The organism is Streptomyces sp. NPDC051555, assembly GCF_044454405.1.
GTDB lineage: Bacteria > Actinomycetota > Actinomycetes > Streptomycetales > Streptomycetaceae > Streptomyces.
Genome location: NZ_JBITDP010000001.1, coordinates 836,602 through 855,096 on the forward strand (window position 1 = coordinate 836,602; position 18,495 = coordinate 855,096).

The window sequence follows — 18,495 nt, forward strand, 5'->3', positions numbered from 1 at the left end:
TGCTGTGAGCGACAGAGAACGCGCCGCGTGGTCCGGGCCGGAGGGGGCGCAGGCCTTCGCCTCGGTGGTGGCGGCCACGGACTGGCTGCTGGGATACCCCTTCGTCCTGCGGGCCCTGGCCGAGCGGATCGGCGCCGGGCACGTCCTGGTGGACTACGGCTGCGGGCCCGGCACCGTCGCCGCGCACGCCGGCCGGGTGCTCGGGGCCCGGGTGCTCGGCGTGGACACCTCCCCGCAGATGCTGGAGCTGGCCCGGGCCGCGGGGAGCGCGGTCGCGGAGTACCACCTGGTCGAGGACGGGCGGGCGGTGGGCCTCGCGGACGGCTGCGCCGACGCGGTGATGTGCAACCACGTGCTGGCCTCGCTGCCGACCGAGGAGGCGCTGCTCTCGGTGTTCGGCGAGGTCCGCCGGCTGCTGCGGCCGGGCGGCCTGTTCGTGCTGCTGGCGACCGACCCCGCGTGCGCGGGCACGGAGTACGCCTCGCTGCGCATCGGGGAGCCGGGCGCGCTCTACGGCCCCGGCGAGCGGGTGACCGTACGGCTCCTGCGCACGGACGGCACCTGGCAGGAGATGCCCAACCACGCATGGCCCGTCGACGTGCTCCCGCCGCTGCTCGAACGCGCCGGGTTCACGGGCATCGCGCAGCACCACCCGACGGTGGCCGAGGCGCTGCTCGTCGCCGACCCCGACCTCGCCCGCAGCCGTCCGTGGTCGGCGGAACGGGCCGCGCCGCCGCTGGTGGTCACCACGGCCCGGGCGCGCTGACCGGCGGCGCGGCGACCGGGGGCCGGGAGGGCTTGCCCGGGCCCTGATCGTGGTGTTGGCTTGGGGTCGTTCGTGCGGCGGCGGCGCCGTGTCGTCCGGTCAACTCCGCACCGCCCAGGTGGTCTTGCGGGGTCGCCGTGACCGTGGAGCCGAGGCTGCGCATGACCGTCCCGACGTCGCCCTCCCGAGCAGCGGAGGCCCTCGCCGTGCGCCACCGGTTGGGCGCCCTGGAGCACACCTTCCGGCCCGAGAGCGAGGTCGGCGTCCAGGAGAAGTACCGGATCTGGTTCGTCATCGGCTCGCTGGTCGGCATCGCCGCGCTCTTCGGCGGCGGGGTCCTCCTCTGGCTGGAAGTGGACTGGAAGGTCGCGATGTACCCCCTGTGGATCGGCGTGCTGGCCGCGGTGGCGGTCGCCAGCAGCCCGCTCTTCCGCAGGGGCCTGGCCGCCAAGCGGTTGCACCTCTACGAGCACGGACTGGTCGTCGACAAGGCCGGTGGCGGGTTGTTCGCGGTCCGCTGGGAGCGGGCGGTGCTCTACCAGGAGACCGTCCAGGAGGTGATCGACTACAAGGGCACGCGGACGCCGGTCGGGCGCTCCCACGCCTCCGTGGTGGTCGCGCCGGGCGGCGAGCAGGTGCGGATCACGGACCTCTACGCGGGCTCGGTCACCTGGGCCCCGTTGCTCGCGGAGGCCGTCGCGCGCACCCAGGTCGACAAGGTGTGGAAGCTGGTGCGCGAGGGCGGGACGGTCCGATTCGGCCCGCTCGCGCTGTCCCGCGCCGGCGTCACGCACGAGTCCCACGGGACGTTGCCCTGGGCGGAGGTCAGCGAGGTCGCCGCCCGCGGCGGCATGGTCTGCGTCTGGCGGACCGGCCTGACCAAGGCGTGGGCGGCCCCCAAGGCCCCCAAAGTGCCCAACCTGCTGGTCTTCCTGACCATCGTGGACGAGCTGCGGCGTCGGTAGCCCCTTCGACGCCGGTGGCCCGCCGCGGCGCCGCGGGCTCAGGGCTGGACGTGCTTGGCGACGAAGCGCCCGGCGGCGAACTCGATGGTGAAGCTGACCTGTTGCTCCTCGGACAGGGTCGGGGCACCGCACTCGATGTCCGCACGCTCGACGTACACGGCGTCCCGGGCCCCGTAGGGGACGAGGAACCCGTAGCCGCGGTCGCGGTTGAAGGACTGGACGAACCCCTTGACCCGGGCCCCGCCCGGCTCCTCGCACGTGTCGTCCATGCAGCCTCCCTCGCGTCGGAGCCGCGGCCGCGTGCCCGGGGCGGTGCCCGGGGCGGTGCGTGCCGTCCACTGTGGGCCGCACGGCCGGGGGCCGCCCGCCGGGCGGCGCAGTCGGGTGAGTCCGCCGTACGCACGGGCGCTCCCCTCCGGGTCGGGCCGGCCGTCGGGCGCCGCGCCCCGCCCCGTACGGTGAGCGCCACCACGCATCCAGGAGGAGCGCCATGAACGCGGTCGACTACCGGGGCCAGACGACGCTGATCACCGGGGCGAGCTCGGGCCTGGGGGAGGAGTTCGCCCGCCGCCTGGCCGAGCGCGGCTCCGACCTCGTGCTGGTCGCCCGCCGGGAGGACCGCCTGGTGCGGCTGGCGGCGGAGCTGTCGGCGGCGCACGGCGTCGCGGTCGTCCCCGTCCCCATGGACCTCGGCGTGGACCGGGCCGCAGAGCTGCTCTCGCAGGAGCTGGACCGGCGCGGGCTCACCATCACCAGCGTGATCAACAACGCCGGCTTCGGCACCTTCGGCCCCCTCCACCGCGGGGACCCGGAGCGGCTGCGCCAGGAGATCGCGGTGAACGTCGGCGCGGTGGTCGGCATCAGCGGGGCCTTCATCGAGCGGCTGCGCGCCCACGGCAAGGGCGTCCTCGTCAACGTCGCGAGCACGGCCGCCTACCAGCCCGTACCCGGGATGGCGGCGTACGGCGCGAGCAAGGCCTTCGTCCTGAGCTTCACCGAGGCCCTCTGGCACGAATCCCGGGGCACCGGGCTGCGCGTGCTGGCCCTGTGCCCCGGAGCGACCCGCACCGAATTCTTCGACGTCCTCGGCACGGACGGGGTGAGCGGCGGCACCCGCGTCCAGAGCGCCGGAGCGGTCGTCCGCACGGCGCTGCGCACCCTCGACCGCCGCAACCCGCCGCCCAGCGTCATACCCGGTGGCCTCAACCGGCTGATGGCCCTCGGCGGCCGCCTCCTGACCCGACGGCAGCTGGTCACCTCGGTCGGCCGCATCATGCCCTCGACGGACCCCGCCACCGGCTGACCCGAGCCGGGCCCCGCGCGGGAGGGCGCGGACGGGGACGCCTAGGATCCCGGGTCATGGCGATGTTCGTACACCTGACCTCGGCGGCGAACGCGCCGCGCATCCGGCGCTCCGGGGTCCGGGCGGTGAGCTACGGACAGGGCGGCCGGCGGGGCGTCTTCTGCTTCCCGGTCCTGCCGTCGTACACCCTCACCCACCAGTGGCTGCGCGAACTGGCCCGATTCGGTACCCGGGGCGGGCTCGTGGCCGTCCACGTGCGGTTGGACGACGCCCAGGACGTGCTGGTCGGGCACTACCGGGACCGGGCGGGCGGGACGCAGGCCGCGGTCACCGCGGCGGAGGCGGTGCGGCGGATCGCGGCGCTGGAGGACCCGCGCGGGTGGGAGGTCTTCGTCCCCGGGGCGATCCGGTCGGGCGCGGTGCACCGGGTGCGCACGGCGCCGCAGGTGGCGGGCTGGCGGTACGTGCCGGACGCGCACGGGGTGCGCCCCTGCACCTGCGTCGGATGCCAGAGCCGGGGCCGGTACGGGTCACGGCGCCTGCGCGAGCGGCTCCCGCTCCCGTCGGACGTTCCGCCGCCGCCCACCCCGGTCCTGCTCGCCCGGATCGCGGCGGCCGGTGACCCGGGGGACCCGGCCGCGCTGCGGGACGCCCTGGAGTGGCTCGGGATGCGCCGGCGGGGTCCGCTCGCCCAGGTGGGCCGGCTGGCCGCGCACCCCGATCCCACGGTGCGTGAGGAGTTGGTGTGGGCCGTGTCCCGCTGGTCCACGCCCGGGGTCACCGAGCTGCTGGACGCCCTCGCCGACGACCCGGAAGCGGCGGTCCGGGAGGCGGTGCGGGAGGCGCGCGAGGGGCGCTGAGCCCCCTCCTCAGCTCAGCTGCTCGGCCAGCGCGAGGATGATTCCGCCCGGCCCACGGAGGTAGCAGAGCAGGTAGCTGTCCTCGAAGCGCGTGAGCTCGCCGACGAGTTCGGCGCCGAGCGGCCGGAGGCGGGCCAGGGTGTCCTCGATGTCGTCGACGGCGAACATGACGCGGTGCAGGCCCAGCGTGTTCGCCGGGGTGACCTCCCGCTCGGGGGCGATCGCCTCCGGGCGGTGGTACTTCGTCAGTTCGATCCGGCCCGGGGCGCCCGGGATCCGCATCATCGCGATCTCGGACCGCATGTCGCCGAGCCCGACGATCCTTCCCGCCCAGCTCCCTTCGATCGGCATCCTGCCCTCCAGCTCCATGCCGAGCTCGGTGAAGAAGGCGACGGCGGCGTCGAGGTCCTCGACGACGATGGCGACGTTGTCCATGCGCAGAAGGGTCATGTGCCCGAGGATAGGGTCGGCCACCGACACCCCGGCGAACGCGACGCGCGTGCGGTGCGGCGACCGACCGGGGCCAATTCGGATGCGGCGGGCCCGCCCGTCTGCGAGAGTCGCGCCCTGTGAACAGTGACGGGCTCGCCCTTCGACGTGCGCACGACTCCGACGCGCTCCAGGCGGCCGACGTGTGGCTGCGGTCCTTCTCCGCCGCGCTGCCCACCGTGCGCCGTGCGCACGACGACGACGAGGTGCGGGACTGGTTCTCCGCCGTGGTCGTGCCGCGGTACGAGACCTGGGTGGCGGTCTCCGGAGGCAGCGTGGTCGGGGTCCTGGTGCTCGACGGCGAGGAACTGGCGCAGCTCTACCTCGAACCGTCCTGGCGCGGCCGCGGGTTGGGCGACCGGTTCGTCCGACTGGCCCAGCGGCAACGGCCGTCCGGACTGTCCCTGTGGACGTTCCAGATCAACGGACCGGCCAGGCGCTTCTACGAGCGCCACGGCTTCGTCGCGGTGGAACGCACCGACGGCCTGGGCAACGAGGAGCGCGAGCCGGACGTCCGCTACGTCTGGCGATCTCCGAAAGAGATGCCCTAGGATCCCGCCAGCCCGGCCAGGACGGCGCGGGCCGCGATCTCGCCCTCCTCGTAGGAGCTCGCCCGGGCCTCGCTGATCGCGTCGTCCAGTTGGCGCACCGCTTCGGGGGTGCGGCCCGCCGCGGCGAGGGCCTCTCCGTACAGGGTGCGCAGCACCACGCGCCGGGGCGCGGCGAGCGGGGGTGCGGCGAGTGCCAGTCCGCGTGCGGCGTGGCAGGCGGCCTCGTCGTGGGCGCCGACGGCGAGGAGGTACTGGGTGAGGTGCTGGTGGGCGAGGGTGACCGTCTCGGTGCGTCCGGCCTCCTCGGCCAGGGCCAGGGCGCGCACCAGCAGCTCCTGGGCCCGTTCCGGCGTGCCGCGCCGGGTGAGCGCGATGGCCAGGTTGATCCGGGCCACGGCCTCCCCGGCCCGGTCGCCCGCCAGGGCGGAGAGGTCGGGGGCACGTTCCAGGTGGCCGAGGGCCTCCTCGGAGCGGCCCTCTTCGGCCAGCACCCAGCCGAGCAGGGCCCGTGCCCGTGACTGCGCGCCGTGGTCGCCGGCCCGTTCCGCGGAGGCCAGGCACTGTTCGAGGAGCGGCACCCAGCCGTCGCGGACCTGCCACAGGATGAGGGGCCACTGCAGGAGCACGAGGCGCCAGGCGCGGTCGTGCAGACCCGCTGCGACGGCCGCGTCGACCGCCCCGCGCAGGGTGTCCCGTTCGGCGGAGTACCAGGCGAGCGCGCCCGTCCGGTCCGCGAAGGTCCGGATCTCGGCGGCGGGCCGCCGGGCCGCGGCGGGCAGCGCGCAGCAGGGTTCGCTGCCCGGTTCCGCGGCGGCGCACGCCGCGAGGAGCGTGCGCAGCCAGTGGTCGAGCAGCCGGGGCAGACCGTCGGGATCGTGCCCGGGGTCCAGGCTGCGGGCGTAGAGACGGACCAGGTCGTGCAGTACGTACGCCTGCGGACCCGCCTCGACGACCAGTTGGGCGGCGGCCAACTGGTCCAGCGCCAAAGCGGCTTGACCCGCCGGACAGTCGGCGAGCGCCGCGGCCGTACAGATGTCGAGGGTGGCGCCGGTGTGCGGCCCCAGCCGGTGGAACATCCGCCGCGCCGGTTCCGGCAGCTGGCGCACGGTGAGGCCGAGCGCGGCGCCGACACCGGTGTCATCGACGTTCAGCAGGTCCAGTCTGCGGTGTTCGTCGGAGAGTTCGCGCACGAAAGCGGCCAGACCGTGGTGCGGGTGGGTGGCGAGCCGGGCGGCGGCGACCCGCAGGGCGAGCGGCAGGCCGTCGCACAGCGCCGCGAGTTGGGCGGCGGCCTCCGGCTCGTTCGCGACCGCGTCCGGGCCCAGGACGGCCGCCAGGAGCGCGGTGGACTGGACGGCGGGCAGCTGCGCGAGCGGCACGGGACACGCGGCGTCCGATGCCACGAGGCCGCCGAGCCGGTCCCGGCTGGTGACGACGGTGACGCAGCGGTCCCCGCCGGGCAGCAGCGGACGTATCTGTCCGGAATCATGGGCATTGTCCAGGACGATCAACATCCGTCGTGCGGAGGTGAGTTCGCGGTAGCGGGCGCCGAGCGCATCGGGCGAGCCGGGCATCTGCTCGGCGGGTAGGCCGAGGGCGAGCAGCAGTTCGCGGAGCACGGCGGTGGCGCCGCGGGTCGGGACGGTGCTGTAGCCGTGGAGGTCGACGAAGAGCCGCCCGTCGGGGAAGTCCGCACCGCGCCGGTGCGCCCAGTGCACGGCGAGCGCGGTCTTTCCGACGCCGGCGCTGCCGGTGATGAGGGCGACGGCGCCGGGCGCGGCGGTCACCGCCCGGTCGAGCGCCTCCAGTTCGTCCTCGCGCCCGGTGAAGGCCCGCGGACGGCGCGGCAGCAGTTGGGGGCGCGGGGCGGCCCCCGCCGTGATGGACACGGGCGTCAGGGGCGGTGCCGGTGCGGGTGTCGGTGCGGGTGCGCGTGCCGGCGTCCGTGCCGGCGGCTTCGCGGAAGCGGGCCGCGGGGGAGTCGCACCCCGGCCCGCGGCGCCGGACGCCGAGCCGGCCGACGGGGGCGTGGTCCGCAGCAGGGCGGTGTACGCGTCGCCGAGCGCCGCTCCGGGGTCGACGCCGAGCTGATCGGCGAGCAGCCTGCGGGTGCGGTGGAACCAGTGCAGGGCGTCCGCCTGCCGTCCGGCCCCGCCCAGGGCCCGCATCAGCGCGGCGATCAGCGGTTCCCGCATCGGGTGTGCGACGGCCTCGGCGCGCAGTACGGCCGCCGCCGTGGCGTGCTCGCCGAGGACCGCGTGCGCGTCGGCCAGTTCCTCCACTGCGGTGAGCCGCAGTTCCTCCAGCGCGTGCGCGGCGTGCTCCAGCAGCGGGCTGTGCACCGTCCCGGCGAGCGCGGGTCCCTTCCACAGCGCGAGCGCCTCCTGGAAGACCGGGACCGAGTCCCGCGGCGTCCGCTGTGCCCGGGCGCGCCGCAGCAACTCCTCGAAACGGTGCGCGTCGACCAGGGTTTCGGGCACCCGCAGGAGGTACGCCGCCCCGTGCGTGCGCAGTTCGACGCCGTGGGCCCGGGCGTCGTGCGCGGCCAGGAGCGCGCGCAGTTGGGACACGTGCCCCTGCACCACGGTCCGGGAGTGCCGGGGCGGGTCCTCCAACCACATGGCCTCGGTCAGCCGGTCCACGGCGACGGCCGCGTTGGGGCACTGCACCAGCATGGCCAGCAGGCTGCGGCGCTTGGCCGGGCCGAGGGGCAGCGGCTCCCCGTGCCCCGTCACCACGGCCACGGGACCCAGTACGCGGAACTCCATGTGATCCCCACTCCGTTCAAGGCGGCACGGCCCCCTGGGCGAGCGTACGTCGGCCCATTTCGGGACATGAGTGGGTTCCCGGCCATTTGCCTCGGCGGCGCCGGCCACCGACCGCCCCGGCGCGGCGTTCGGTGATCATACGGTGATGCTCCGTTAGCACCCCGTTAGGGCAACGTTGGCCGGTGGTGGGACCCTCTGCGGGTCGGGTGGCGCGGCGTCGGGCGCCCTGCTCCCCTGCCGGGGATGGGAGCAGGGCCCGCCCGACGCGTTCAGCCGGCGATCGGGTACATGGCCCCGCGGCGGCCCTCCGGGGACGCCAACCACTCCAACTTCTCGGCCGTGTCGGTGCCCGGCAGAGGGGTGTGCAGCACGATCGCGAGGTCGGGGCGGGCCGGCACGCGCAACGAGGTCGATTCGACGAACAGCGTGCCCACCAAGGGGTGTTGGAACTCCTTCTGCATCTGCCCGCCCGGCTCGATGTCCCGCCGCTCCCACAGGTCCGAGAAGAGCCGGCTGGCCTCCTTGGCCTCCTCGACGACCGCACGGAAGCCGTCGTCGTCGGGCGACTCCGAGCAGGCCGCCCGGAACTGGGCCACCACGTGGGCCGCGATCTCCTCCCAGTCCTTGTTGCGCGCCTGGTAGAGGGGGTCGGTGAAGAAGGCGATCAGACAGTTCTGCACGATCTCGGGTCGCATGCCGAGCACGATGGAGGCGGCGTCGTTGTACATCACCGTGTTCCAGTACACGTCCATGATGTGCGCGGGGAACGGCATCCACGCGTCGATCAGCCGCTGGAGCCCGTCGCACATGTTCTTCGCGGACGGCGCCACTTGGAGGGCCGGCGGGTTGAGCCCCGCCAGGACGTAGAGGTGGCGCTGTTCGGCGCTGCTCAGCTTGAGGACCCGGCCCACCGCGTCCAGCACCTGCGCGGACACCGTGATGTCCCGCCCCTGCTCCAGCCACTGGTACCAGGAGACGCCGACCCCGGCGAGCACGGCGACCTCTTCCCGGCGCAGGCCCGGGGTGCGGCGGCGGGCCCCGCCGTCCGGCAGTCCGGCCTCCGTCGGGGTGATCCGCGCCCGCCTGTTCATCAGGAACTCGCGCAGCTCGGAGCGCCGGTGCTGGTCGATCGGTGTGGCCACGAAATTCCCCCTGTTGGCTGCCTGGTGGTGCCACCACCAGCATAAGTTCCCTCTCTGCACGCGCATTCCCGGGCGGCGAGGGTGGCGTCATGACGACCGACACGCGCACTTCCCACAGCGGGCCCGGGCGGGCCCCCGATACGATGGCCCCCGCCGCGGCCCCCCATACGACGCCCCCCGGCGCGGCGGCGGCCGCGGAGGCCGGCGGCGACCGGCTCACCGGACGGGCCGCACTGGTCCTCTTCGTCCTGTGCGCCGCCCAGTTCATGGTGGCCCTGGACTTCTCCGTGCTGAACGTGGCCCTGCCGGTGCTCGGCAAGGACCTGGGCCTGGGACGGTCCCAGCTCCAGTGGGCGGTCACCGCCTTCGCGCTGCCCTCCGGCGGCTTCCTGCTGCTCTTCGGCCGGATCGCCGACCTGTACGGGCGCAAGAAGCTGTTCCTGACGGGCCTCGTCCTCTTCGGCCTCGCCTCGCTGCTGGCCACCCTCGCCTGGGACCCGGCGTCCTTCCTGGCCGGGCGCGCCCTCCAGGGCCTCGGCGCGGCGCTCATCGTGCCCACCGGCATGTCCCTGCTGACCACCACCTTCCCCGAAGGCCCGCTGCGCGCCAAGGCGTTGGGCATCTCCGGCACGCTGCTGTCCCTCGGCTTCACCGTCGGCATGGTGCTCGGCGGCGTGATGACCGACGCGCTGGGCTGGCGCTCCACGATGGGGCTCCTCACGGTCACCGCGCTGATCGTGCTCGGCCTGGCCCCGCGGCTGCTGCCCGAGTCGAGGACCCCCGAGCGTCCGCGGCTGGACGTGCCGGGCGCCGTCACCGTCACCGGTGGTCTGCTCGCGCTGATCTACTCCCTGTCCACGGCGGCACAGGAGGGCTTCGGCGGCGCCGACGTCTGGGGCACGCTGGTGGCCGGCGCCGCCCTGCTCGCCGCGTTCGTCGTGGTGGAGACGAAGTCCCCGGCTCCGTTGGTCTCGCTGCCGATGCTGCGGCGTCGCACGGTGGCCTGGGGCAACATCGGCGGCCTGGTGACCTTCTCGATGATGTCGACCGTCATCTTCGTGCTGACCCTCTACCTCCAGGAGACCCTGGGGCTGTCGTCCTTCCGGACGGGCCTGGTCTTCGGGGTCCAGGGCGTCATGTCGGCCATCGCCGGTTCCTACGCGTCCCGGGTGATCGGCCGGATCGGTGCGCGCCGCACGCTGGCGCTCTCGCTGCTCGGCCAGGGCGTGTTCACCGCGGCCCTGCTGGCCGTGGGCCCGGGGGCGGGCGCGCTGCTGGCGACCGTCGCGGTCTCGCTGGCCAGCATGTGCCACCTCGGCGCGATCATCTCGTACGGGGTCACCGTGACCAGCGGCGTGCCGAACGAGGAGCAGGGGCTGGCCACCGGTCTGGTCACCACCACCCAGCAGGTCGGCCTCACCATCGGCATCCCGCTGCTCGGCGTGCTGGCGACGACGGGGACCTCGCTCTTCGACGGGGTGCGCACGGTGCTGGCGCTCGACGCGGCGATCCTGCTCGTGGTGGCGGCGCTCATCGCACTCGGCCTCGGACTGCGCGACGGGGCGAAGAGCCGCGCGTGAGGGTGTTCGTGAGGGGTGCGCCTCGCCCTGACGGCGGATCTGATGATGTGTCAGCTACCGGCCCGAGGGTGAATACGTATCCATCATGACAGGTCAGAGGGCGTTTTCGTAGGACCAAGGGCACAGCGGATTGCCCTTGTTCGGGTGCCTGTGCGGCTTTGAGAATCTCCCTCATGACCTACTCGGCGCACATCAGTCACGACGCAGTCCTTCGAGCACGAGTGGCCCTCCTCACCTCGGGCAAGCCGCAACTCGGCGAGCGGGTCGCCGCCTACCGGGTGTTGGCGCGAGTGAGCCCCCTGGCCTACCTGCCGCTGCTGGCGGTCGCGCTGGGCAAGTACGCGGTCCGGGAGTTCTCGCACGAGCCCGCCGTCGTGGCGGCCCTGCTGGCCGAATCCGTCGCCGCGGCGCGGGAGGCGTACGCACGGGAGCCCGCACGGGTGGGGCTCCTCGCCGACTGCCTGACGGTGTACCGGCTCCAGATGGAGCGGATGGACCGGGGCGCGGAGGCCCGAGCGGCCCAGGAGGAGATGGCCCTCCTCGTGGGCGAGGAGGGGTCGGCCGCCCGGGGCCGACCCGCGGCCCGTTGAACCGGCGGCCCCGGGGCGCGCGCCCCGGGGCTCCGCTACTGCGCGGAGTCCGGGCGGACCGCGATGTGGTCCGGGCCCAGGTCGACCGCCACCCGGTCCTCCATCCCGAGCGCCTCCAGGAAGGTGCGCGGGAGTTGGACCCGGCCGCTGCGGTCCAGCATCACGTACTCGCGCTCGCTGACCGATTCCGCGCCGTGCTCGTCGGTGACGGTGCGCCGCAGCACCTCGCTGCTGGTGCGGCCGTCACGGATGGCCACCGTGCGCCGCACCTCGCCCGCGACCATCGGGTCGTGGGTGACGATGACCACGGTGGCCCCGAGCTCCCGGTTGACCGTGCGGAAGGCCTCGAAGACGGCGGCGCCGGTCTCGGAGTCCAGCTCGCCGGTCGGTTCGTCGGCGAGGAGGACCTTCGGGGCCCCCGCCATCGCCACCGCGACGGCCACTCGCTGCTGCTGCCCGCCGGAGAGCTCCGACGGGCGGCGGCCGGCGAGCGGGCCCAGGTCCAGGGCCTCGATCAGCTCCGCCGTCCGGGCCGCGTGCCGCTTCGCGGCGCCGCGTCCACTACTGGTCAACTGGAGTGGTAGGGCGATGTTCTGTGTGGTCGTCAGGAACGGCAACAGATTGCGCGCCGTCTGCTGCCAGACGAAGCCGACCGCCTCGCGCCGGTAGCGCAGCCGGTCCCGCGCGTCCATCTCCAGCAGGTCGTACCCGGCCACCCGGGCCGTGCCCGCCGTGGGCCGGTCCTGGCCCGCCAGGATGTTCAGCAGCGTCGACTTGCCGCTGCCGGAGGCGCCGACCAGGGCGACCAGGTCGCCCTGGGCCACCGTCAACTCCAGCCCCTGGAGCGCCTGTACCTCGATCCCGTCACCGCTGAACACCCGCACCAACCGGTCGCACACGATGGCCGTGCCCGCCTCGGGAGGCGGGGGAGCGGTCGCGGCGAGCGCGCGCTGGCGCAGCTCCTCGTAGCTGGGCCCGTCGCTCCCGGCCGCGTCGGCCCGGCCGTCCGCTCCCCGGTCGCCCGCCGCCCGGGCGACCGCCCCGTCCGTCCGCTCGCCGCTCATCGCTGGTCTCCCGCTCTCAACTCGGTAGTGATCTGGCGTCGTCCCGACACCGCGGCCTCGGCCAGTACGGCCACCGCCACCAGGGCGGCCAGGCCCAGCGCCTGGACCAGTACGGGCTGTGCGCTGAACCGCAGGCCGTCCGCCACGGGTGCCCCGACCAGGGTGGACAGGTCCACCGCCGGGCCGAGCAGGAGCACCGCGGCCGTCGCGGTCAGCGCTCCGCCGAGCGCCGCTGCCACGGCCTGTGGCAACGACTCGGTCAGCATCAACAGCATGCCCTGCCGGGGTCGAAGGCCCATCGTGCGCATCCGGGCCAGCAGTGCGGCCCGCTCGGGGGCCGCCCGTACCAGCGACAGCAGGACGGCCAGCAGCGCGAAGCCCGCGGCCCCGATGACCGAGGTCTTGAACAGCCGGACCGCGGCCGCCTGGAGCGGGTCGGCGGCCAACTCGTCCGCCATCCCGGCGCTGGTGCGCACCCGGAACTCGTTCGCGTGGGCGGCCGGCACGAGCGAGCGCACCAGCACCTTGAGCTTGTCCTCGGGGGGATCGCCCAGCGCGTACCAGTGGTTGGGCTGCCGGGTCAGCGCGATGGCGGCCGTGGCCGGACCCGCGGGCACGATGACCGTGGCCCCGACGGCGCCGGGCCGCACCGGCGTCCCGTCGACCGTGCCGCGCGAGGTGACCTGGAGCTGGCCGTCCCCGAGCCGCAGCCGCAGCGTGCCGCCGGGCGCCAGCTTCGCCAGCCCGGTGCTGAACAGCACGGGCAGGGGCGAGTCGGCCGTACCGTTGCCCTTCCCGGCGAGCAGGCCGGGGTCGAAGGGCCCGATGTTGGCGCCCTTGGACAGTGCGGCGTAGGCCTTGGGTTCGACGACGACCACGCTCACCTGCGTGGTGAACTGCGAGGCCGGGGCGTCGACGAAGGCGTCGTCGCTCGTCCACAGGCTGACGGAGGACCGTACGCCGGCCACCTTGTCCGCGGCCTTCACCAGATCGGTCGGCAGGGTCTGGCCGGGCGGCGCGACGATCTGGGCGTCGGCCGCGACGCTCACCCGGGTCGCGGACAGCCGGGCGTCCTCGGCCGCGTTCAACACCGTGGTCCAGAAGCCGCCGGTGGTGACGGCCAGCAGCAGCGCGACCAGCGGCAGAACGGGAGTGCGGCTGCGGCCCCCGTCGCCGCGCGAGGCGCGCGCCAGACCGAGGAAGCCGATCACCCCACGGCCCCGCGCGGCCATCCTGGCCGGCAGCGCGACCAGCAGGGGGAGCAGCCGGGCCAGCAACAGCCCGCCGCACAGCGCGATCAGCAACGGCGCGGCGACCAGCAGGGGGTCGACGTCGGCGCCGGCCTGGGCGATGCCCCGCCCGCGGACCTCCGAGATGGCGGCGCCGGTCACCAGGAGCACCAGCAACTCGCCCACCGGGCGCCGCCAGCGGTTGCGCGGCCGCGGTGGCGCCAGCAGGACCAGGGCCCGCACCGGGAAGGCCAGCCAGGCCAGCAGGGTGGCGGCCAGCGCGGTGGTCAGCGAGGGCAGCAGCCGTGGCGTGGGCAGCAGGGCGAAGGCGAGCGTCATCGCGACCAGGGCGGCCGGGAGGGCCGTCACCGCACCCTCCGCGAGCAGCCTGCGCACCAGCCCGGCGCGCGAGGCGCCGCGGGCCAGCAGCAGCCGCAGCTCGAACTCCCGCCGCTCCCCGGCGAGCGCCGCGGCCAGGCACAGGACGACGAAGACGACTCCGGCGACCCCCGCGGGACCGCTCACCCCCACCGGGGCGGCGGCCTGCTGCCGCTGCTCGGCCTCGCCCAGCAGGCCGGGCAGCGGGGAGACGATCGTCAGGTCGAGCCGTCCCGACGCGCCGAGGAGTTCGGCGGCGGTGGACCCGGAGACGTACGAGGTGATCTGGCGGGTGGCGTCGGACAGCCGGTCGGCGCGCAGCCGGCCGGTGTCGATCGGCAGCCGCCAGAAGTCGGTGCCGCCCTTGCCCCAGGCCGCGGCCCGCGCCAGGTCCTGGGCGCCGACGAGGGCGCCGGCGTGCCAGTAGGAGCGCGGTTCCTTGCCGACGGTGTAGCCGGTGCAGGCGCGGGTCATGCAGGGCAGGCCGGTCCAGACGGGATCGGCCTCGTCGTCGGCGGTGTAGAGGCCGACCACCACGGCCCGGTCGGTGTCCGGGGCCTGCGGGCCGTCGGCCTCGGTCTGGAGCACCGTGCCGAGCGGGGCGTTCATGGCCTGCGACGCCCGCTGGGAGAGGGCGATCGGCACGGGCCCCTCGGTGGCGGCGCCGCCGGGCCAGCGGCCCGCCACCATCTTGATGTGCCCCTCGCCCTCGCGCAGGTGCAACAGGCTCAACTGGGGCGGCACGTCGTCCGGCGCGGCCAGCCCGGGCGTGCTCAGCGTGCGGGGCTTGTCGCCCAGCGTGCCGTGCACCGGGCCGCTCGCGGCCAGCCCGAGGTCCCCGCCGGTCCGGGCCGTCAGCAGGCGCAGGATCCGGTCCAGGTCCTCCGCGACCCCCACCCCGTTCGAGGAGTTGCCCGAGACCAGGACGCTGGTCTGACTCGGGCTCTTGCCGCCCAGGAAGCCGCGCAGGGCCTGGTCCGCGCCCCGGTCCAGGGCGCGGGGCAGGGCCGCGCTCAGGAACACGGCGGCGAAGGCGAGTACGGCGGCCAGGACGGCGGCCGACGGCATGGCGCGCAGCCGCGTCCGCACCCAGGACGCGGGGCGGGTGGCGCGGGACGCCGTACGGGAGTTGCGGATCATGACTCCTCCACCTGCCGCAGCCGAGCGGCCGTGTTCCGGTTGCGGCGGCCACCGAGGGTGGCGGCCAGCAGGGGGACGACGGCGATCGCGACGGTCAGCAGCAGTGTCCGGCCAGCCGGCAGGTCGACCAGTAGTTCGGGGAACGGGCGGCTGCCCGCGGGTGTCCGCACCATCAGCGGCACCACGAGATGGACGAGAGCGGCGCCGATGCCCACCCCGGCGGCGCTGCCGAGCCCGGCCAGGACCAGGCCCTCGGCCGCGGCCGTACGGGCCAGCAGGCGCCGCGGCGTACCGAGGGCCAGCAGCACCGCGGACTCACGGGAGCGTTCCCGGGCGCCCGCTGCGGCGGCCGCGGCGAATCCGATCGCGGCGAGCACCGCGCAGGCCACGGCCAGCACGGCGAGCGCCCGCTGCGGGGCGGTGCTGAGCGGGTCGTCGAGCAGCGCGGCGGCCACCTCGTCGCGCAGCAGCACGTCCTGGCCCCCGGCGCCCGCCCCGGTCCGCAGAGCGGCGGCGGCGCGCGCGGGCACCGGATCGTCGGCGGAGGCACCGGGCAGCCACCACTCGGTGACCGCGGGCAGCGCACGGGCGCCGTCCGCGGCCGGAAGCCGACCGAGCAGGGACAGGTCGATGGCGAGCGCGGTGTCACCGGCGACGGGCAGCGCCCCCACGACGCGGATGATCCGCACCCGGACGGTGGACTGCGCGAAGGGGACCGGCAGCACGTCACCGACCTTCGCGCCGCTGGCGGCGAGGTAGCCGCGGGTGGCGACCCCGGGCAGCTCTGCGGGGGCGACCGTGGCGCCCGCGGTCAGCACCAGGGCGGTCTCCTCCCGCTTGGGCACGGTGTTGTAGCGCATCCGCAGCAGCGCGGGCCCGGTCGGGGCACCCGGCGCGGCCTCGGCGAGGAGGGCGGCGCTCGCACCCTTGGGCGGGTCCGACATGGTCCAGTCGGCGGAGCCCGAGGCACCCGCCCCGGGCGGCTGGACGGGGACGGCCGGGCCGCCCGCCGCCTCGGCGACCGCGAGCCGGTGGACCGTCAGCTCGCCGCCCACCAGGGGCGGCGGCGCGTCCTCCTTGGGGTCCAGCACGCCGTAGGAGAGGATCATCGAGAGCAGCGTCAGCGGCCCCGCCGGCTTGCCGACCGGGCCGTCGGCCAGTGCGGCCAGGTCCACCGGGACGGTGACCCGCCCACCCCCTACGGGCAGCGTCGAGACGGGGGTCCGGTAGGTCATCCCGAACCGGTCGCGCAGCAGCAGCTTCAGGTTGGGGGTGCCGGTCGGCGTGCCGGTGGCGCGCAGGGTCAGGTCGAAGTCGAGCCGCTGCGCCCCCGCGGGCAGCGGGATGCCGGTGGTGGGCTTGGCGTCGGGGGTGGCCGCGGACGCGCCCTCGGAGGGGGGCCCGGCGGCCGCGGCGAGCCCGGAGAAGACCTTGTCCATCGACTGTCCGTCACGCAGGTCGGAACGCAGCGGGACGCGGTCGCCCGCGCCCGCCGCGTCCAGCGCGAGCAGCTGCGCCGACCGTCCGTCCGGCAGCGGCTGCTGTGCGCGGATCACCGGCAGCACCCGCTCGCCGCCGGGCAGCTCCGCGTAGCGGCCGGCCTGACCGAGCGGGGACAGCTGGCTGTTGGTGATGCGCAGGCCCCCGGCGGTGCGGTAGTCGGCCTGGTCGTGCTGGGAGTCCGACCACGCGGTGGGGGGGGGGCGGGGGCCCCCCCCCCCCGCCCCCCCCCCCCCCCCCCCCCCCCCCCCCCCCCCCGCCCCGGGCCGGCGCCCCGGGGGGGCCACAGGTGGTTGTGGGTTTTGCGGCGGCCCCGGGGGGGGGTGTCGGGGGGGGGGGGGGGGGGGGCGCCCCCCCCGGGGGGGGGGGGGCCGGGCCCCCCCCCACCGCTGGACACGGCGAGCACGAGCAGGACCACCGGGCCGGTGGCCCGTTGCGGCCGACGGGCCAGCTGCCAGCCGACGAGCGCCGGACCGAGCCCCGATCCGCGCGCGGCCAGCCGGCCGCCGAGGCGTGCGGCGAGCGGCAGGATCCGCAGCACGAGCACCGCCCCCGCGCACAGCGCCAGGGTCGGCGCGGCGACGAGGACCGGATCGACGCCGGAGGAACCGCTGCCGTCGGTGGCGGGCGCGGCCCCGTCGTAGCGGTCCAACTGCTGGTAGGCGAGGGCGGCCAGCGCCAGCAGCGCGATGTCCGCACCCGAACGCGCGGCGCCGGCCACCAGCTCCTGCCGCTTGCCGCCGTGCCGTTGTACGACGGCCGAGGCGCCCCGCAGCAGGGCGGGCAGCGTGCTCAGCAGTACGCAGCCGAGCGCGCACGCGGCGGCCACCGGCCACAGCGGCCAACTCGTCTCCCACACACCGGCGTTCGCGGTGACCGAGGTCCCGTGTTCGCGGGCCCCCGCGCCGTCGAGGAAGCGCAGCAACAGGGGGGCGAGCAAGGGGGCGAGCAGGGCTGCGGGCAGTGCCAGCAGCAGCGCCTCGACCCCGGTCAGCAGTTCCAGCTTGCGCCGGGAGGCGCCGCGGGCCAGGAGCAGGGTCCGCTCGCCCTCCTGGTGCTTCATCAGGGTGTGCCCGACGATCAGCAAGGTGGCCGCGGTCAGCACGACGAGCTGGAGCTCGCCGATCAACAGGGTGGACCAGGCGACGGTGCGCGCCGAGCGCAACTCCGCCATGACCTTGGGCAGTTCGGTCCGCGCATTGAGAGAGGAGGAGGTCTTGAGCGCCGCCGTCAAGGCCGCGGTCCGCTCCCCGATGGCCTCGGCCTCGGGGGTGTGGACCCCCGCGAAGTCGGGGCTGAGGAGGGTGACGCGGCTGTCCTGCGCCATCCCGCCGACGGTGAAGGCGGAGTCGTCGACGAGCAGCGGGCCGTAGGTGGTGAAGCTGCTGACCTGGAAGCCGCGGCCACCGACCGGGTCCAGCTGCCAGTACGCGGCGGCGGGGTCCGCGGCCCGGTACACACCCGTGATCAGCACGGTGAGCCGAGGCCCCTGGAACCGGTCGTCGAGGTGTACTTCGGCGGGCAGCTTCGCCGCCGTCAGCCCCAGCCGGTTCAGCGCCGCCTCGGGCACGGCCACCGGCACGCGGGAGGCGACGGCGCCCGCGCCGACGGGCTGCGGCCACTGCCCGGCGATCAGCCGGGTCCGGCTCCTGTCGAAGGCGGCGAGCAGCGTCAGGTCCGCTTCGGGGACGGGCGCATCGGGCGCGACGGCCGTACTCCCGGGCAGGCCGTAGGCGTGGCTGCGGGCCACGCTGTCGACGGCGACCGGCAGTTCGCCGAACAGCCCGCGGGCGAAGCCCCGTAGGGCCTCGTCGTCCTTGGGCCGGTCGGTCACCGGGTGGTAGCCGGTGACGACGACCGTGGACCTGGTGTGGTCCCGCCCCTGGAGGGACTGGCGCAGTCCCGCCTCACCCACGCCTCGGGTGAACGCGAACAGCGCGGTGAGCACGGTCGTCGTGATGAGAACGGTGAACAACACGGCGGCAGCGAGGGACACACGCCCGCGCTGACGACGCATGACGAAGGCGAGCATGCGTGATATTCCTCCTACTACCGGACCATAGGTACCGGATAGCGGAGGATCTTGTCAGATTCGAACGGGCATGGGAAGGGCTTGTTTCCGAGGGAAAGGGATGAGCAAATGCGGATATCGGTAACCACATTGGGGGCT

The 18,495-nt window shown here is 75.1% G+C and carries 15 protein-coding genes; 7 read left to right on the forward strand and 8 right to left on the reverse strand.

What is annotated here, in order from left to right; translation table 11 throughout:
- The first annotated feature begins 4 nt into the window (after positions 1 to 4).
- Together ACIBEA_RS03570 and ACIBEA_RS03575 are read left to right on the forward strand one after the other, a co-directional pair.
- Entirely contained in the window at positions 5 to 766 is a 762-nt protein-coding gene (locus ACIBEA_RS03570; protein ID WP_399257471.1) for a class I SAM-dependent methyltransferase, read from the forward strand.
- A 161-nt stretch (positions 767 to 927) separates the two neighbouring features.
- Positions 928 to 1,731, forward strand: coding sequence for a DUF6585 family protein (locus tag ACIBEA_RS03575; RefSeq protein WP_399257473.1), 804 nt, complete (start codon positions 928 to 930; stop codon positions 1,729 to 1,731).
- A gap of 38 nt (positions 1,732 to 1,769) precedes the next feature.
- On the opposite strand, the gene ACIBEA_RS03580 is transcribed toward ACIBEA_RS03575, so the two are convergent.
- On the reverse strand, positions 1,770 to 2,000 hold the full coding sequence (locus tag ACIBEA_RS03580; RefSeq protein WP_399257475.1) for a cold shock domain-containing protein: 231 nt from the start codon (positions 1,998 to 2,000) through the stop codon (positions 1,770 to 1,772).
- A gap of 221 nt (positions 2,001 to 2,221) precedes the next feature.
- Between ACIBEA_RS03580 and ACIBEA_RS03585 the strand changes: the two genes are divergently transcribed.
- Both ACIBEA_RS03585 and ACIBEA_RS03590 read left to right on the forward strand, forming a co-directional pair.
- A complete protein-coding gene (locus tag ACIBEA_RS03585; protein ID WP_399257477.1) occupies positions 2,222 to 3,034 on the forward strand; it encodes an SDR family NAD(P)-dependent oxidoreductase in 813 nt (270 codons plus the stop codon).
- Between the two features lie 56 nt (positions 3,035 to 3,090).
- A complete protein-coding gene (locus tag ACIBEA_RS03590) occupies positions 3,091 to 3,894 on the forward strand; it encodes a HEAT repeat domain-containing protein (RefSeq protein WP_399257479.1) in 804 nt (267 codons plus the stop codon).
- A gap of 9 nt (positions 3,895 to 3,903) precedes the next feature.
- Here the strand turns inward: ACIBEA_RS03590 and ACIBEA_RS03595 are convergent, their stop codons facing one another.
- Positions 3,904 to 4,344 (reverse strand): VOC family protein, encoded by a 441-nt coding sequence (locus ACIBEA_RS03595; protein ID WP_399257481.1) that lies wholly within the window; start codon positions 4,342 to 4,344, stop codon positions 3,904 to 3,906.
- A 119-nt stretch (positions 4,345 to 4,463) separates the two neighbouring features.
- On the opposite strand from ACIBEA_RS03595, the gene ACIBEA_RS03600 reads away from it, so the two are divergent.
- Positions 4,464 to 4,934, forward strand: coding sequence for a GNAT family N-acetyltransferase (locus ACIBEA_RS03600; protein WP_399257483.1), 471 nt, complete (start codon positions 4,464 to 4,466; stop codon positions 4,932 to 4,934).
- Here the strand turns inward: ACIBEA_RS03600 and ACIBEA_RS03605 are convergent.
- Both ACIBEA_RS03605 and ACIBEA_RS03610 read right to left on the reverse strand, forming a co-directional pair.
- Positions 4,931 to 7,702 carry a BTAD domain-containing putative transcriptional regulator gene (locus tag ACIBEA_RS03605; protein WP_399257485.1) on the reverse strand — a complete coding sequence of 924 codons (2,772 nt, stop codon included), beginning with the start codon at positions 7,700 to 7,702 and terminating at the stop codon, positions 4,931 to 4,933. The two genes, ACIBEA_RS03600 and ACIBEA_RS03605, sit on opposite strands and share 4 nt — an antisense overlap.
- A 269-nt stretch (positions 7,703 to 7,971) precedes the next feature.
- Entirely contained in the window at positions 7,972 to 8,793 is an 822-nt protein-coding gene (locus ACIBEA_RS03610) for a helix-turn-helix transcriptional regulator (RefSeq protein ID WP_399257927.1), read from the reverse strand.
- 140 nt (positions 8,794 to 8,933) lie between these two features.
- Here ACIBEA_RS03610 and ACIBEA_RS03615 point away from each other — a divergent pair, with 140 nt between their 5' ends.
- Both ACIBEA_RS03615 and ACIBEA_RS03620 read left to right on the forward strand, forming a co-directional pair.
- Positions 8,934 to 10,424 (forward strand): MFS transporter, encoded by a 1,491-nt coding sequence (locus tag ACIBEA_RS03615; RefSeq protein ID WP_399257487.1) that lies wholly within the window; start codon positions 8,934 to 8,936, stop codon positions 10,422 to 10,424.
- A gap of 173 nt (positions 10,425 to 10,597) precedes the next feature.
- Positions 10,598 to 11,014 carry a hypothetical protein gene (locus ACIBEA_RS03620; RefSeq protein ID WP_399257489.1) on the forward strand — a complete coding sequence of 139 codons (417 nt, stop codon included), beginning with the start codon at positions 10,598 to 10,600 and terminating at the stop codon, positions 11,012 to 11,014.
- 35 nt (positions 11,015 to 11,049) lie between these two features.
- Here ACIBEA_RS03620 and ACIBEA_RS03625 read toward each other — a convergent pair whose 3' ends face one another.
- Genes ACIBEA_RS03625 through ACIBEA_RS03640 form a run of 4 tightly spaced genes read right to left on the reverse strand, consistent with a single transcriptional unit; the run spans position 11,050 to position 18,357 of the window.
- Positions 11,050 to 12,078 (reverse strand): ATP-binding cassette domain-containing protein, encoded by a 1,029-nt coding sequence (locus ACIBEA_RS03625; RefSeq protein WP_399257491.1) that lies wholly within the window; start codon positions 12,076 to 12,078, stop codon positions 11,050 to 11,052.
- Positions 12,075 to 14,825: a hypothetical protein gene (locus ACIBEA_RS03630; RefSeq protein WP_399257493.1), complete on the reverse strand. Its 2,751-nt coding sequence runs from the start codon at positions 14,823 to 14,825 to the stop codon at positions 12,075 to 12,077. Before ACIBEA_RS03630 ends, ACIBEA_RS03625 begins: the two co-directional genes overlap by 4 nt.
- Positions 14,822 to 16,381, reverse strand: a complete 1,560-nt coding sequence (locus ACIBEA_RS03635; RefSeq protein ID WP_399257495.1) for an FtsX-like permease family protein — start codon at positions 16,379 to 16,381, stop codon at positions 14,822 to 14,824. The genes ACIBEA_RS03630 and ACIBEA_RS03635 overlap by 4 nt, the downstream gene beginning before the upstream one ends.
- Positions 16,378 to 18,357, reverse strand: a complete 1,980-nt coding sequence (locus ACIBEA_RS03640; RefSeq protein WP_399257497.1) for a hypothetical protein — start codon at positions 18,355 to 18,357, stop codon at positions 16,378 to 16,380. The genes ACIBEA_RS03635 and ACIBEA_RS03640 overlap by 4 nt, the downstream gene beginning before the upstream one ends.
- Positions 18,358 to 18,495 lie beyond the last annotated feature (138 nt).

Bases quoted from the DNA above. Each gene is read 5' to 3' on its own strand.
- ACIBEA_RS03575 (WP_399257473.1), top strand. From the start codon at position 928: ATGACCGTCCCGACGTCGCCCTCCCGAGCAGCGGAGGCCCTCGCCGTG.
- ACIBEA_RS03580 (WP_399257475.1), bottom strand. From the start codon at position 2,000: ATGGACGACACGTGCGAGGAGCCGGGCGGGGCCCGGGTCAAGGGGTTC.
- ACIBEA_RS03585 (WP_399257477.1), top strand. From the start codon at position 2,222: ATGAACGCGGTCGACTACCGGGGCCAGACGACGCTGATCACCGGGGCG.
- ACIBEA_RS03590 (WP_399257479.1), top strand. From the start codon at position 3,091: ATGGCGATGTTCGTACACCTGACCTCGGCGGCGAACGCGCCGCGCATC.
- ACIBEA_RS03595 (WP_399257481.1), bottom strand. From the start codon at position 4,344: ATGACCCTTCTGCGCATGGACAACGTCGCCATCGTCGTCGAGGACCTC.
- ACIBEA_RS03605 (WP_399257485.1), bottom strand. From the start codon at position 7,702: ATGGAGTTCCGCGTACTGGGTCCCGTGGCCGTGGTGACGGGGCACGGG.
- ACIBEA_RS03610 (WP_399257927.1), bottom strand. From the start codon at position 8,793: ATGAACAGGCGGGCGCGGATCACCCCGACGGAGGCCGGACTGCCGGAC.
- ACIBEA_RS03615 (WP_399257487.1), top strand. From the start codon at position 8,934: ATGACGACCGACACGCGCACTTCCCACAGCGGGCCCGGGCGGGCCCCC.
- ACIBEA_RS03620 (WP_399257489.1), top strand. From the start codon at position 10,598: ATGACCTACTCGGCGCACATCAGTCACGACGCAGTCCTTCGAGCACGA.
- ACIBEA_RS03625 (WP_399257491.1), bottom strand. From the start codon at position 12,078: ATGAGCGGCGAGCGGACGGACGGGGCGGTCGCCCGGGCGGCGGGCGAC.
- ACIBEA_RS03630 (WP_399257493.1), bottom strand. From the start codon at position 14,825: ATGATCCGCAACTCCCGTACGGCGTCCCGCGCCACCCGCCCCGCGTCC.
- ACIBEA_RS03640 (WP_399257497.1), bottom strand. From the start codon at position 18,357: ATGCTCGCCTTCGTCATGCGTCGTCAGCGCGGGCGTGTGTCCCTCGCT.